The organism is Chitinophagaceae bacterium (genome assembly GCA_016713085.1).
Lineage (GTDB): Bacteria > Bacteroidota > Bacteroidia > Chitinophagales > Chitinophagaceae > Lacibacter.
This window is the reverse complement of the sequence record JADJPV010000002.1, coordinates 931,226-946,800: the sequence shown is the minus strand read 5'-3', so window position 1 is coordinate 946,800 and position 15,575 is coordinate 931,226. Positions and strand designations below refer to the sequence as shown.

Genomic DNA, 15,575 nt, shown 5'->3' with positions numbered 1-15,575 from the left:
GAAAAAGCGTTGATTATAATGTGACTTTTATTCCACCCATTACCGATGGAGCAGGTATGCCATACTTTTAGCAGACAGTTTTATATCATCAGTAAGTTTAAGTATGGCATACCTGATTTTATAATGAAACCTTAATACCACCCATTACCCAGCGGTTGGGCATAACAGTTCCCAGTATATCGCTGTACCTGCGGTTGAATACATTATCGGCCTGTACAAATACACCTAGTTTATTCCCAAGAAAAATTCCTTCCAGTCTTGCATTCATCAGGAAATAATCTTTACTCACCGGAACGAAAGCTGCGTTTCCTGTTTGAGGAGTACGTTGTTTATACAAACCATTCAACGCAATGCTGATGAATTTATACCTGTACTGCACAGAAAAATTGTAAAAGAATTTTGCATGATTGGAAACATAGAGCGAAGGAACAGTATCACTGCTGGTACTCTTCATCCAGATGGCTCCCATTGCAACTGAAACTCGATGATTAGGTGCAAATTCTTTGCTGTACTGCAAGTCTGTTTCAACACCTCTTGTGTTTACTTTATCAATATTTTTTGCCAGACTGTAAGTACCACCGGGAACAAGATTCACCTGTCTTGGCATATCTGCATAAGCAGTAGCAGCATAATCAATCAAACCATTATGAAAACGTTGAAACCATCCTGCAGATACTTTAAAATCTTTTACAATAAAATAATCAGCGCCTGCTTCATAACTGAATGACGTTTCAGCTTCAAGATCAGGATTACCAATGCGGTTACCGCTTGCAACTGACGCAGGCTGATAATTATTAAAGCGTTCGGTGAAGTCTGCATCTCTTGTGCTTCTTCCTGCACTTGCTCTGAGCTGTAATTTTTCTGTGCGGTAAGAAAGATTTAATTGTGGAATTAATTCCCAGCCGGCTCTTTCATTCCAATCTGCACGCAAAGCAGGATTGATGGTTATATGTTCCCCGATCTGCTGATTAAGAATAACAAATACTCCTGTTGAAGTGATGCTGTGATTGCCACGGTTGTTCGATTTTACACTCCGTTCAATCAACTGAACACCCGATGTAATAGTTGACTGTTGATTGATGGTATAATTATGTATTGCCAGTGCCTGGTAAATTTTTGAACGGTTGGTGTTAGCAGCAGATGCTTTGCGGAACTGGTATTTATCAGATGCATCTTTTGCACCGGCATCAATACTGAATTTATGTTTGTTTTTTTGATACGTGAAATTTAATTGATGCCATCTTGTGATGACACGTTCGGTTGCAGAATCAGTTAAAAAATTTGTATAGAAATTCTGTGCATTGAAATTTCTGTCATCATATGCACCACGATAAGCGATACTACTATTCTCAGATATGTACTGTTTTGCAGAAACTGAAATGGTGGTGAGATTAAAGAAACCATTTGTTCCCCGCAGTGGTTGACCATCAGCAACATTCTGTAACACACCACCTGATAAAGCGGTTTTATTTTTCTGCCAGCTGAAACCTGCCTGTGCATTACGCAAACCATAATCACCTGCAGTTACCTGTCCGTTTAACCTTTGTTGCTGTTTTCCTTTTTGTGCAGCAAATGTTTTGCTGATGATATTTACTACACCACCAACTGCTTCGGTTCCATAAACAGCAGATGATGCACCTTTCAAAATTTCAATACGATCAATTTCAGCAGGGGAGATGGGGATATATGAATTGAAATGTCCTGTTAACGGATCATTTAAACGAACACCATCTAAAATAATTAATACCTGTTGAAAGGTTCCGCCACGAATGGTGATATTGCTTTGTGTACCCATTGGGCCACGGCTCTGCACTTCCACACCGGGTAAATAACGAATTAATTCATCAATAGAATTAACCGGCAGTTTATTGATCTGTTCACCTTTAATGATGATAATATTTCTTCCTGTTTTTGAAGAGCTCTGTGGTATCAATGAAGCAGTAACAGTAATGGGATCTAATTCAATTTCTTTTTGCTGTGCAGTTGAATTTACGGCAGCAATTGCAGCTATTACTATGAAAAAATACTTTTTCATTCGTTGGTCAGTTTTGTTGGCCGCAAAGATAGGGTGCAAGGCAGCGAAATGGTGCAGAAAGATGTCTATTAATCGTCATAGTTTTATTCACAAACTTTCGTTTGTCTATTACTTACATAGAGTTGTTCAGCACCCCGCTATAATTTTTGATTAAAACAATATCTATGATTAAACTGCTACTCCTGACTTATTTATGGGTCATCACAAACAGTGCTTATACGCAGGTATTTTCTGCAGGATATGTAAACACAGTTACTGCAGACTCTATTGCTACTTTTTCTTTACCAAAAGAAAAATTATTAGTCTGCCAGGTATTGCGCCTCACCAATACCAATAAAGAAAAATCTTTAATGGTTGTATTCTGCGAAACACCGGTTAAAGATTCAAAGCAACGTGCAAGAATGCGGAATGATTATATGCTGAAACGTGAACGGATTTATCTCAGCCGTGTGTTCTTTGCTGATGTGGAAGTGCTGGAAGAACGCAAAGTGCTGATGGATGTAAAACCATTCTTAAAAACGCTGGAAGAAAAATATGACGGACTGAAGTTATGGGCAGTGCTGAATGCGGATACGATTTTTAAATAGAGCATTGCAAAACGAATTAATTGTTTTGAGAGCTGCTTGTAATAGCATAAATTAGCTTGTATACTGTAACTAAATGAAATCGATCTCAACCATCTTTATTCTTTCTCTTTTACTTATTTTTTGTTCATGTAAGCAAAGGTCAGGTAATAACAAAATTATATCCGTTCCAAAAGATAATATTGAGAAAAACACATTGCCGAAAGAAGAAAGAAAAGAACAAGTTACGAGAGATGAAATAGCTGACAGCTTAAGTCTTGACAAGGTTTTAAACGAAGCAATAAGAATTGCAAAACAAAACATTCAAACTGACAATTATTACAAGGAGTATGAAATAACGTTAGAGGGCAGCTCTTATAATGTTGCTGTTAATATTAGAATCGGGCGCTTATTCTCAAAAAAACAAAGGCATATTTTAATCCGAAGACGGGCTCCCTGGGGAGTATATATAGATATTTACCACATAAAGGGCAATAAATTGGCTTCTGTACTAAATAGGTTACAACATGGTATGTCCTATGTAAACGATACAATTAGAGATGTAGATGGCGATGGTATGAGAGACTTCTTAGTTCATTTGTATCCTGAATCAGGTTGTTGCAGGCGTGACATTTTCAATGTTTATCTAAATCTGACAGATAAAGGAGCTTTTTCAAGAGAGTATCAATTCATCAATCCAACTTTTTCACCGAAAGAGAAAATAATTCGTGGCGTACAATATGGACACCCCGGTGAAGTTGGGCTTTATAAGTATAAATGGAATAATTTTAATGTTGATACAATTGAATTTATTTATCCTGACAAAGCTGACACAATTAATCACTCTTATTTTCTAACCAATAAAGAATTGTACTCTTCTGAAAACGTAAAAAGAATTAAGCTAAAATCTATCCCAAAAGAATATCGTACTATAGAAAGTTTTGAATGGTTTAATGAATATTGAATTACTTTGTAATGATGATCAACTACACAAACACCAACTTCTGTTAGTTACAATCATAATTAATATGATTCCCCCGCATTCGGAAAATCGCTACTCTTCACATCTTTTATATATTGCTGCACAGCACCGGTGATCTGTTCGTACAGATTTAAGTACTGCCGCAGAAATCTTGGTTTAAATTCTGTATTAATGCCCAGCATATCATGCATTACCAATACCTGTCCATCGCAGAAACCGCCTGCGCCAATTCCGATAGTGGGGATGTGCAAACTTTCTGAAACTTCTTTTGCCAGTGCAGCAGGAATTTTTTCTAAAACAGTTGCAAAGCATCCTGCATCTTCTAACAACTTTGCATCCTTTCTTAATTTATTTGCTTCTTCTTCTTCCTTTGCCCTTACTGTGTATGTACCAAATTTATAAATGGATTGAGGTGTTAAACCCAAATGTCCCATCACCGGTATTCCGGCAGCAACTATGCGTTTGATTGATTCAATTGCTTCTTCACCACCTTCAAGCTTGATTGCATGTGCGCCGGTTTCTTTCATGATGCGAATAGCAGATGCCAAAGCAATATCTGAGTTGGATTGATAAGTACCAAAAGGAAGATCAACAACAACGAGGCAATGTTTAATCGCACGGATCACCGATTGCGCATGATAGATCATCTGCTCCAGTGTAATTGGCAAAGTTGTTTCATGTCCTGCCATTACATTGCTGGCACTGTCGCCCACAAGAATCACATCAATACCTGCAGTATCAAAAATTCCTGCAAATGAAAAATCATAGGCGGTGATCATGGAGATCTTTTCACCCGATGATTTCATTTTCTGCAGAGTATTGGTTGTAACCCGTTTTACATCCTTATTTGTTGACATGCTAAATTTTGGAATTTTTGAATTTCGAAATTTTGAAATTGAATACAACAAGCTTTACTGCTTTGCCGGTCTGTTTGCTTTAGCTGTTTTGCTTGAGGATGTAAAGATAGCTGTGAGTTCCCTTGCTTCCTTCAACAAAGGTTCAACAGTTTCTATACTTGCATTTTTTGTATCGGGAATAATATCCAGCCAAAAAACAGATTCATCTGCTTCTTCTTCAACAATACCGATTTTTGAAATAAATTCAGCCTGTGATCTTGCTCTGCAGGCAGCCCTGTAATTGGCAGCTACTGAAGATGCGCTTCTGCCTAATTGATTGCCGATAATATTTCCACTTCTCCTGTTTGGCAATGAGTCAACAAAATTCAGGACATCAACAGCAAATTTTCGGGATCGTATTTTTAAATCTTTTTCAGTCATAGCAACATGTATTTATTAGATAAAATATATGAATACTTTGAGTAGAAAACAATAGGGCACTTGCCTTTCAATTTCAAAATTTCCCAATTATACTTTCCGAAATTACAACACCACCGTTGAAGCATCCAGCTTCTTAGCTTTTACTTCATCATAAAGCATATGCACAAGTCCATCAGCCAAACCTATCTTGGGAACAAAAATTTCTTCTGTGTCAGTCCAGCGCATTACGTTGATATAAATCTGCAGGGCTGGAACAATTACATCCGCACGGTCTTCACGGAGTTTATAATTTTTCATCCGGTCCTCCAATGAAAAACTGCTGAACTCTTTATGATAATCACGCAGTAATTCAAGTGAAAGCGGCTTCCCGTCTTTCCGTTTCGATAAAGAAAAGACTTTGTTGATGTTTCCACCAGAACCAATAGCGATAATATCATTCAGTCCTTTTGTATTCAGCTTCAGAAAGTCTTTTAACTCATTCCATTGTTTTTTTTCCACCAATCCTTTTAACAAACGGATAGTACCGATATTGAAGGATTCTTTAAAGACTAATTTACCGGCATTAAAAAAAGTAAGTTCGGTGCTGCCACCTCCCACATCAATGTATAAATAGGCGTGGGCCTTATCTAAGTTTTCAGCAATATGATTTTCATAAATAAACGAAGCCTCTTCATCACCACTGATTACTTTTATTTCAATGCCTGTTTCCATTTTCACTTTGCGGATAATGTCCTGCGCATTCTTTGCATCACGCATGGCAGAAGTTGCACAGGCTTTGAGGTACTGCACATCATAAATGCTTACGAGGTGCTTGTAAGCCTTAATGGTTTCTATTACTTTGTTGATTTTAGCTTTGGGAATGTCGCCGCTTTCAAATACATCAAATCCCAAACGGAGAGGTACACGTACAAGGTTGAGTTTATTAAATTGAGGCTGGGCTTTCCCGTTTTCCACTACTTCGGTAATCAATAATCTTGCTGCGTTACTTCCAATATCAATTGCTGCCAGTTTCAATTTGCTTCAGTATTTTTTGATGCAGGAAATTATAAATTTCAACCTGTGAACGCACTGTTTTTCCTTTCTTCCGTACATACACATTGTCCAGGTCGTTATCCAGTATCCTTGCTTTTACATTATCCTTTAACTGAATGTCAACATAATCTTTCAACTCCTGTTTGATTTCTGCATTGGTTATTTCAAGTGCAGCTTCAATCCGGTGGTCAAGGTTACGCACCATCCAGTCAGCCGAAGATATATAAACTTTCTCTTTACCGTTGTTGTGAAATATCAACACACGGCTATGCTCCAGGTACTGGTCAACAATACTCACCGCATAAGGTTTTATTTTGAACTTACTGCTCTCCGTCATCATACAGAAAATACCACGAACAATGAGTTTTATTTCAACACCGGCTCTTGCAGCTTCATAGAGTTTTGTAATCAGTTCTTCATCGCTGATGCTGTTCATTTTCAGCGTCATTGAAGCAGGCAGTTTTTTCTTTGCATTGGCAATTTCAGTGTCAATTAACCTGATCAGATGACGACGCATTCCCGTAGGACAAACAATCAGTGTTTTACACTGACGCAGAAACTTCATGTGACTCACCAATGGTTTTTCAAGGAAATGAAAAATCCTGTTGATATCAGCCATTACTTTTCTGTTAGCGGTCAGCAGGCAATGATCTCCGTAAATTCTCGATGTTGATTCATTCAAATTTCCTGTGCTTACAAATCCATACTGAATGGTTTTGTTCTTTATTCTCTTTTTAATGATGCAGACTTTTGCATGCACTTTCATATTGGGCACACCAATCAACACTCTTACACCTTCTTCTTCCAGCCGTTCTTTCCAGTAAAGATTGGCTTCTTCATCAAACCTTGCCCTGAGTTCTAACATCACTGTTACAATCTTTCCATTTCTTGCAGCGTTTGCCAGTGCATTAATCACTTTTGAATTATCTGCCAAACGGTAAGCTGTGATCTTGATCTCTTTTACATCAGGATCCATTGCTGCTTCACGTAACAGATCAATCACAGTGTCAAAAGAATGATATGGAAAATGTAATAACAAATCCTGTTTCAAAATTTCATCTGTAACACGGATGGTACGTTTTAACGCAGGGTGGGGGAATGGTTTTTTCGTTCCGGTTTTTGAGAAAACACATCACCCGGAAAATCCATGAAATGCCGGAAGTTGTGAATCCGTCCGCCGGGAATGATATTACCTCTTCTTGATAAATTTAATCTTCTGATGAGATATTCCAAAAGTCCAGCATCAATTTCTTTATCATAAATAAACCGAACAGGTTTTCCTTTACGGCGGTTTTTAACTCCTTTGCAATTTTTTGAATCAGTGTAGTACTCACATCACTTTCCAGATCAAGTTCTGCATCCTTGGTAACCTTAATTACATGTGCTGAATAATGATCGAACCCTAAAAAAGAAAATATTTTTGGGAGACAATGACGGATCACATCTTCCATTAAAATGATATAGTGTTCACCTGCTGCTGATGGCAGCTTCACAAAACGGCGTTTGAATTTTGCAGGCACTTCAATCAATGCATATTTCTTTTTATACGCTGTTGTTTTATTACTCATTACCACAGCAAGATAAAGTGAACGCTCCCGCAGGTAGGGCGGGTAAGGGTTGCTTTCAATCATTTGCGGAATTACTTCCTGACGCACATCCTCATCAAAATAGGTTTCAACAAATCGTTTCTGTTCTTTGTTGAGTTGTTTCTCTGTTACAAGAAAGATCTTTTCCTTTTTTAATTCCTGCTGTACCTGATTCCAGATGCGGTTGAATTCATTCTGCTGTTCAAGCACAATGTCCTGTATCTGTTCAAGGATCTGGTGAGGATTTTTTTCCAGGTGCATTCTTACTTTGGCTTTATCGCCAAACTCAGACATGCGTTTCAGCGTTGCAACACGAACACGGAAAAACTCATCAAGATTGTTGGAGAAAATTCCGAGAAAACGAACTCGCTCACGGAGCGGAACAGAGGGATCATTTGCTTCCTGCAAAACCCTTGCATTAAAGGAAAGCCAGCTGATATCCCTGATAATTATTTTACGTTTTTCAATAGCCATATCAATCGGTTATACTTAACCGTAAATGTAAGAAGTGAATGACTGACGGCAGGTTAAGTTTTTGAAAAGAACCTCAGAGTGTTTCAATTTTTTTCAGAATTGAAGTGGTTGACAACCCCTCAACCAAAGGGATAATTTCAACCCTTCCACCATTGGCCATAACTTCTTTTGCCCCAACAATTGTATCAATTGTATAATCGCCACCTTTTACCAAAACATCTGGAAGAATTGACTTGATCAGTTCATGCGGTGTGTCTTCATCAAACAATACACCTGCATCCACTATTACTAATGAAGCAAGGCTCAAGGCCCGGTTCTGTTCATTATTGATGGGCCGGTTTTCGCCTTTTAATTTTTTGGTGGAGGCATCGCTGTTTAAGCCGACAATCAGCACATCTGCAAAAGAAGCAGCCTGCGATAAAGAATGAATATGACCTGCATGCAGAATATCAAAGCAACCGTTTGTAAAGGCTATTTTAATTTTACCAAACTTACGCCAACGGTATAAAGTCTGTTGTAACTGCTGCTGGTTAAGAACTTTCTGCTGAATATGTTGTATTGCTTTCATTCCGTTTTCTGTTAACGATGGGTAAAAGTATTGAGCAAACAAGTCCGCCAACTAAAATCACAACTGTTTGTGCAATCCATAGAATCCATCCAAATGTAAAACCTACCAATTGTGTTTGTCCGTAGAGCATCAGTATTTCCTGAACAATGTATTGGTAGGCACCTAAACCACCCTGTGTGGCAATCATTCCCAAACTGCCGAATGATAAAATAGAAAAGGCTTCCCGTATGCCGAGATGTGAAACTTCTGTCATGGCATAAAAACCAATACGGCTGCTCATTAAATATAATAGCCAGATGAGTGCAGTTTGAAAAATAAACTTCCAGCGATTTTTGATATGACGAACGCTGTTGATTCCGCTCCAGATTCCCTTTACAACATTTTTTAATTTTTTCAATCAGTGGAAAATGGCTGAACTTTTTCAGCAGCATGTAGAACAGCCATAGAAAAACTGAAACGCCGCCAAGAACCAGTATTAACTTTAACCATGAAAACTTCTGGTCATCGCCCATGAAAATATTCTGCAACAGTGTCATTGCATAGGCTCCAACCGTATCTATCTGCAATAGAATCGTAATTACAAATGCTCCTATCAGGCAAACAAGATCAATGGCTCTTTCTGCAACAATAGTCCCTATCAGTTTATCAGGGCCCATTTTTTCATACCGGGCAAGGATGGTACATTTCAGTACTTCGCCCAAACGGGGAAAGGCAAGATTGGCTAAGTAACCAATCATTACAGCATTAAATACATTAAAGGTTGAAGGTTTATAACCCAGCGGCTCCATCAATATCTTCCAGCGTAAAGCCCGGATATAGTGACTGAGCAGCATCATTAATAATACAGGGATAAAAAGCCAGTAGTTCGCCTGTTTTAATGACGTCCTGATCTGTTCCCAGCCCTTATCGTCAATACCTCTTGCCATCCACCATACAAGAAAGACACCCAATCCAAGGAAAAGAGAAACTGAAGAGCAAGGATAATTCTTTTTTAAGCATAAGAGGTAAGACTCAGTCTCAGAGTTTATTTGTGCCTTTCGGAAATACGAGCCATGGTTTAAAGGTTTTCGCTTCTTCAAACTTCATTGTAGCATACGAAATAATAATCACCACATCACCCACACTTCCCTGGCGTGCAGCGGGCCCGTTTAAGCAGCAAACACCACTTCCACGCTTGCCCTTGATCAAATAAGTTTCCAGCCTGTTACCATTATTTACATTTACCACCTGTATCTTTTCATATTCAATCATGTTGGCAGCATCCATCAGATCTTCGTCTAAAGTAAGACTTCCTACGTAATGAAGATTCGCTTCTGTAATTGTGATGCGGTGTATTTTCGATTTCAGTACTTCTATTTCCATGACGGCAAATTTAGAGGGATTCTTTTGAAAACATTTTTGCTTATGTCAGAATCATGTTATCAATCAGGCGCACTTCATTCAGATAAGCTGCTATCAAAGCTACAAGTTTGTCCTGTCCGTTCCATTCATCAATTAAATCCAACGTATCTGCTTTGGCAAGTTCGGCATAATCAACCCTGAATCCCTTATTCTTTAAAAAGTCAGTCGTTTTTTGTTTCAATTTTAAAACAGAACCCTGTTGCAATTGTCCTTTCATTTGTAAAAGAGCCTGATGTATGGATGTTGCATTTGCCCGTTCAGTTTCGCTCAGTCTCATATTACGGCTGCTCATGGCAAGTCCGTCATTTTCCCGGAGGGTGGGAATAATTTGCACTTGTGTTGACAAGCCCGTTTGTTCAATCAGCTTTTTTATAACCATGCATTGCTGAAAGTCCTTTTGTCCCAGGAACAGTAGGTTTGGCTGAACAATTTCCAGCAGCCGGTGCACTACCTGGCAAACTCCCTGGAAATGCCCCGGACGGTATTTGCCTTCCAGTACCGTTTCTAAATACCCAAGTTCATAGTGGGGAGATGTGCCGTTCCATTTGGGTAAATTTCGCTGGCTGAAGGAAGAAACAAAATATCACAACCTGTTTTGATCAGCAGTTGAATATCCTGCTGAATTGTCACAGGGTATTTTTCAAAATCCTTTGGGTCATTAAATTGAGTTGGATTTACAAAGATGCTGCTGACGGTTACCTCTGTCCGTTCCCGGCTTTGATCAATGAGAGACAGATGGCCCTGATGCAATGCTCCCATGGTTGGTACAAAGCCAACACTTTGCCCGGCCAAAACCTGTTGATCAAGCCACTTTCTGATATCTGAAACCTTATGAAAAATGAGCATAATTCGTTGTTTTAAATGGCAATACGACTGTAGTCACCTGTCTTTTCGCTAAAATCCACTACCTTTGCACACTTCTTTAAAGAAGTAAAGATTCCTTAATAAACAGTAATGGTAGCAGCAAAGAAAAGAATTTTATTTATTGCCAGTGAAATGTCTCCTTATCTGGAGGAAACAGATTTCTCATCCATTGTTAATCAACTGGCAATTAAAGCAAACGAAGGTGGTTTTGAGATCCGTTGCATTATGCCCCGCTTTGGAGTTATTAATGAACGCCGGCACAGATTACACGAAGTAGTTCGCCTCAGTGGTATCAACGTTTCTGTTGATAATGACGACTACCCGCTGCAGATCAAAGTTGCCTCCTTACCCAATGCCCGTTTACAGGTTTATTTTTTAGAGAATGAAGATTTCTTTAAACGTAAGTTCATTTATCATGATGAGAATGAAAAGTGGTTTGATGACAATGATTTACGTTCCATTTTCTTCTGTAAGGGTGCATTAGAGACCGTTAAGAAATTTGGATGGCCCCCGGATATTATTCATTGCAGTGGCTGGATGACAGGTTTAATTCCCATGTACCTTCAAACTGCGTATAAGAAAGAACCCGTTTTTGGAAACAGTAAACTCGTTTACACCATTGGTCAGAATACCTTCAAAGAAAAACTGGGTGCTAAGTTTTTAAAGCTGGCAAGCATTCACGCCAATATTAAAGACAAAGATCTGGAACCTTATAAGGATGTCAACAATACAGCCATGTTCCGTGGTGGTGCAACATATGCAGATGCTATAACATTTGGTGCTGAAAAAGTTGACAAAAAATTGCTGGAAGAATTTGGAAAAGTGCGTGGCAAAAAAGTGTTACCATTTAAACCAGACGGTGATTTAACAGACTATTTACAACTATATACCGACCTTTCGGCGAAATAACACTGTCATCATTACTATGAATTTTTTTAGCACGGACATGCGCAGAAGAAACCTGTTTTTATCAGTTCTTTTATTGGCATTTATAAGTGGATGTACAAAACTTGAACGTACTAATTTAGGTGGTGACCTTATCCCCGGATCAGATCGTCTCATCACAGACACAATGGAACTGCCTGTTGAAACGACTTCTTTTATTGAAGCAGATACCAGTTCAATCGGTAAAGGTGATCAGCATATTTTAGGCTATATTAACGACCCGATGTTTGGCACAACAACTGCAGCTATGTATTTTCAAATGCTGCCCATCAGTTATCCATTTTCATACCCGGTATCAAAAGACAGTTTGTTTCTCGACTCCTGTGTTCTGTCGCTGACTTTTGCAGGAAATTATGGTGATACAAATGCGCTGTCAAGAGTTAATGTTTATAAAATAACTGACCCGACTTTTAAAGCAAGTAAATTATACAGGTTTACGGAAGCACCTGCATTTTCAACTGCAGACTTTTTGGGTACGGAACAGTATACCGCCATTAAATTAAGGAACGGCTATAAAGCTGCTTATAAGACCGATACCATATACAACCAGTTGCGAATAAAACTCGATAATGCTTTTGGCAGGTTATTACTGGATCAGGATAATGTAGCAAATGCGTTTCGCAATGACTCTATTTTCAAAGCATTCCTGAACGGGTTTGCCCTGATCCCCGATTCTACAACAAGTGGAAATTCGATTAATTATTTTTCAATGACCGGTGCTGAAACACGTTTGAATCTTTACTACCGCTACAAGAAAAGAGATGGCACCGGAAATGATACCACCGTTACCCGTTTTAACTTTGTTGCAGATACCATCAGAAGTGCAAATGCCAACAAAATATACCGCAACTATACAGGCAGTACTGCTGAACCAACAATCACATCAGGCTTACCTTCAAGCCTTGCTTATATTCAGGCAGGCCCCGGTACTGCAGTGAAAATTAAAGTGCCTGCAATGGATACAATCAGAAACAAGCCCTATCTAATTCATCGTGCAGAAATTGTTGCCCGACAGATTTACCAGGGACCGTTAACAATAGAAAATATTCTGTTACAGCCGGCTCTTCATTTGTTTACTTATACAGCAGACGGAAAGATTGCAAGTATCCCCTATGATAGTGCGAATTATTATGCTAACACACTAACATTTGATCCACTAAAGAATGTAACACTATATACTATTTCTGCAGATTATACCGGTGGAATTCCTTCGTATTTCAAGGATGCATCAAGTAACCTGGTTGCAGAATACAAAATGAATATTACCAGTTATGTTCAAAACCTGGTAAACGGGAAAGCCTCACTTCGTGATTTCAAACTCTCGGCTCCTTATTTTGCTGAGTTTTCCGGAGCAATTTCCAGTTCTACAACCATCAACCCCCTTGCATTTGGCAGGGTAAAATTGGGTGGCGGATCTCATCCACAATACAAAATGTTTGTTCGTATTTATTACTCCAAGCAGTAATATTTGAATTGTTTCAACTCTTATCTTTGCGCCTGACTTAAAAACCCAGCAAATATGCCTTATTTATTTACATCAGAATCTGTTTCCGAAGGTCATCCGGATAAAGTAGCTGACCAGATCAGTGACGCATTAATTGATAACTTTCTTGCGTTTGACCCTCAGTCAAAAGTTGCCTGCGAAACATTGGTTACAACCGGACAGGTTGTATTAGCCGGTGAAGTAAAATCAAAAGCATACCTGGATGTACAGGAAATTGCACGTGGCGTAATTAAGAAAATCGGATATACCAAGAGCGAATATATGTTCGAGGCAAACTCCTGCGGTGTTTTATAAGCCATTCACGAACAGAGTGCTGATATCAACCAGGGTGTTGACCGTAAGAAAAAAGAAGAACAGGGTGCCGGCGATCAGGGAATGATGTTTGGTTATGCAACCAACGAAACAGAGCATTATATGCCGATGGCACTGGATCTTGCACATAATCTCCTGATTGAATTGGCAGCTATCCGCCGTGAAAAGAATTCTAAAATGCCTTACCTGCGTCCCGATGCAAAAAGCCAGGTAACATTGGAATATGATGACAATAACCGTCCCGTTCGTATTGATGCTATTGTGATTTCTACCCAGCATGACGATTTTGATACAGAAGCTAAAATGTTGGCGAAGATCAAATCTGATGTGATCAATGTTCTCATTCCCCGTGTCAAATCAAAATACAAGAAATACAGCAAGTTGTTTAACGACAACATTACTTACCATGTAAACCCAACCGGAAAGTTTGTAATCGGCGGACCTCATGGTGATACAGGTTTAACAGGTCGCAAGATCATTGTTGATACCTATGGTGGTAAAGGAGCACATGGTGGCGGTGCTTTCAGTGGTAAAGATCCTTCCAAAGTTGATCGCTCTGCTGCATATGCTACACGTCATATTGCAAAAAATATGGTTGCTGCCGGTTTATGCGATGAAGTACTGGTACAGGTTTCTTACGCCATTGGTGTAGCCAAGCCAACTTCTATCAACGTAAATACGTATGGCACTGCAAAAGTTGAATTGACTGATGGTCAGATATCAAAAATCATTGAAGGTGTTTTTGATATGCGTCCTTACTTCATTGAGCAGCGTTTGAAATTGCGTAATCCTATTTACAGCGAAACTGCAGCATACGGTCATATGGGTCGTGTATCGCAGTTCGTTGAAAAAACATTTACAAGTCCGGATGGTAAAGTAAAAAAGGTAAAAGTGGAATTATTTACCTGGGAAAAACTGGATTATGTAAGCAAAGTGAAAAAAAGCATTCGGGCTGAAATAAGCCCCCAATATATCCCCCTGAAGGGGGACTTTGAAACCCTGCAGGTTTAAAACTCTTGCAGGGTTTTTTATTTGATAAATCATTTCTTTGCAAAGTGAAACATTTCAGACAACAACAGCAGCGGCCAAAAAAATCAACCCTTGTAGCAGGAAGGATTCCAGTATTGGAAGCATTGCAGGAAGGGAAGCAATTAGATAAAATCTATTTACAGAACAACCTGTATGGTGATGTGATAGAAGAAATCAAGATTCTCGCTTTGAAGCAGAATATTCCAATTAGTAAAGTCCCGGTTGAAAAACTGAATGGTTATAATATCCAGGGACACGAAGGAATCATTGCACAATTGTCAAAGATCCGCTACCAGGATCTGCAGGAAGTGATTTCATGGGTGGTTGATAAAGGTGAAACACCCTTGTTTCTTATTCTTGATGGAATTACTGATATCCGCAATATTGGCGGTATTGCACGCACAGCTTTTTGCTGTGGTGTACAGGCCATCATTATTCCTGATAAAGGAGTTGGTGCATTGAATGAAGATGCAATATTGACCAGTGCCGGTGCATTGGAACAGATTGCCATTTGCCGTGTGAACAGTTTAATGAAAGCTGTTGATGATCTTCATCTCAACGGCATCAAAGTACTGGCGAGTGAAATGACAGCAACGAAAGTTGTTTATGACTGCGACTTCAAAGAACCCTGTGCCATTATAATGGGAGGGGAGGAGAAAGGTGTTTTCCCGGACTGATGAAGATCTGTGATGAAACTTTCAAAATCCCCATGAAAGGAGATTTTGAAAGTTTGAATGTTTCGATAGCAACGGGTATGATCCTTTATGAAGTGATGAAGCAGAGAATATAACAGATTACGTTATTATCATCTTTCGAAATAGTTTCTTTCAACTTGTTTTTGAATAGCAGATTCTTTAACCGTTTAAAGAACCCGCTGAAACTTGATTTCTTCTTTGGAATAAAATCTTCCTGCCCTGTTCCATTTCCTTCTTTTCTTCTTTGTTCTTCAAGTATATATTTAAGATCACCTTTTGTTTCGTCAAAGTAATGTTCCATAAAGATT

12 protein-coding genes and 4 pseudogenes are annotated in these 15,575 nt (G+C 38.9%); 6 read left to right on the top strand and 10 right to left on the bottom strand.

Annotation, left to right across the window (positions count from 1 at the left end; all coding sequences use genetic code 11):
• Positions 1–118: 118 nt before the first annotated feature.
• On the bottom strand, positions 119–2,035 hold the full coding sequence (locus IPK31_17030) for a TonB-dependent receptor (protein MBK8089488.1): 1,917 nt from the start codon (positions 2,033–2,035) through the stop codon (positions 119–121).
• Between the two features lie 164 nt (positions 2,036–2,199).
• Between IPK31_17030 and IPK31_17025 the strand changes: the two genes are divergently transcribed.
• Together IPK31_17025 and IPK31_17020 are read left to right on the top strand one after the other, a co-directional pair.
• Positions 2,200–2,622, top strand: a complete 423-nt coding sequence (locus IPK31_17025) for a hypothetical protein (protein ID MBK8089487.1) — start codon at positions 2,200–2,202, stop codon at positions 2,620–2,622.
• Between the two features lie 73 nt (positions 2,623–2,695).
• Positions 2,696–3,562, top strand: coding sequence for a hypothetical protein (locus IPK31_17020; protein ID MBK8089486.1), 867 nt, complete (start codon positions 2,696–2,698; stop codon positions 3,560–3,562).
• Positions 3,563–3,621: 59 nt separating this feature from the next.
• Here IPK31_17020 and panB read toward each other — a convergent pair whose 3' ends face one another.
• The 8 genes and pseudogenes from panB to IPK31_16980 form a co-directional block, all read right to left on the bottom strand.
• Complete coding sequence (gene panB / locus IPK31_17015; protein ID MBK8089485.1) at positions 3,622–4,437, bottom strand: 3-methyl-2-oxobutanoate hydroxymethyltransferase; 816 nt, start codon at positions 4,435–4,437, stop codon at positions 3,622–3,624.
• A gap of 54 nt (positions 4,438–4,491) precedes the next feature.
• Entirely contained in the window at positions 4,492–4,857 is a 366-nt protein-coding gene (locus IPK31_17010) for a four helix bundle protein (GenBank protein MBK8089484.1), read from the bottom strand.
• 102 nt (positions 4,858–4,959) lie between these two features.
• Positions 4,960–5,871 (bottom strand): exopolyphosphatase, encoded by a 912-nt coding sequence (locus IPK31_17005; GenBank protein MBK8089483.1) that lies wholly within the window; start codon positions 5,869–5,871, stop codon positions 4,960–4,962.
• Positions 5,852–7,949, bottom strand: a pseudogene (ppk1, locus tag IPK31_17000) (polyphosphate kinase 1). Before ppk1 ends, IPK31_17005 begins: the two are co-directional and overlap by 20 nt.
• A 73-nt stretch (positions 7,950–8,022) precedes the next feature.
• On the bottom strand, positions 8,023–8,517 hold the full coding sequence (gene rfaE2 / locus IPK31_16995; GenBank protein MBK8089482.1) for a D-glycero-beta-D-manno-heptose 1-phosphate adenylyltransferase: 495 nt from the start codon (positions 8,515–8,517) through the stop codon (positions 8,023–8,025).
• Positions 8,518–8,528: 11 nt separating this feature from the next.
• Entirely contained in the window at positions 8,529–9,443 is a 915-nt protein-coding gene (locus IPK31_16990) for a flippase-like domain-containing protein (GenBank protein MBK8089481.1), read from the bottom strand.
• 91 nt (positions 9,444–9,534) lie between these two features.
• A complete protein-coding gene (locus IPK31_16985) occupies positions 9,535–9,879 on the bottom strand; it encodes an aspartate 1-decarboxylase (GenBank protein ID MBK8089480.1) in 345 nt (114 codons plus the stop codon).
• A gap of 40 nt (positions 9,880–9,919) precedes the next feature.
• Positions 9,920–10,764: pseudogene (locus IPK31_16980) on the bottom strand (pantoate--beta-alanine ligase).
• Between the two features lie 108 nt (positions 10,765–10,872).
• Here IPK31_16980 and IPK31_16975 point away from each other — a divergent pair.
• The 4 genes and pseudogenes from IPK31_16975 to rlmB all read left to right on the top strand — a co-directional run bounded on the left by IPK31_16975 (position 10,873) and on the right by rlmB (position 15,362).
• The gene (locus IPK31_16975; protein ID MBK8089479.1) at positions 10,873–11,691 is read left to right on the top strand and encodes a glycogen/starch synthase; all 819 of its coding nucleotides are present in this window, start codon (positions 10,873–10,875) and stop codon (positions 11,689–11,691) included.
• 37 nt (positions 11,692–11,728) lie between these two features.
• Entirely contained in the window at positions 11,729–13,192 is a 1,464-nt protein-coding gene (locus IPK31_16970) for a DUF4270 family protein (GenBank protein ID MBK8089478.1), read from the top strand.
• A gap of 54 nt (positions 13,193–13,246) precedes the next feature.
• Positions 13,247–14,554: pseudogene (locus IPK31_16965) on the top strand (methionine adenosyltransferase).
• 44 nt (positions 14,555–14,598) lie between these two features.
• A pseudogene (rlmB, locus tag IPK31_16960) lies at positions 14,599–15,362 on the top strand (23S rRNA (guanosine(2251)-2'-O)-methyltransferase RlmB).
• Here the strand turns inward: rlmB and IPK31_16955 are convergent.
• Positions 15,335–15,568 carry a hypothetical protein gene (locus IPK31_16955; GenBank protein ID MBK8089477.1) on the bottom strand — a complete coding sequence of 78 codons (234 nt, stop codon included), beginning with the start codon at positions 15,566–15,568 and terminating at the stop codon, positions 15,335–15,337. The pseudogene rlmB and the gene IPK31_16955 overlap by 28 nt on opposite strands.
• Positions 15,569–15,575 lie beyond the last annotated feature (7 nt).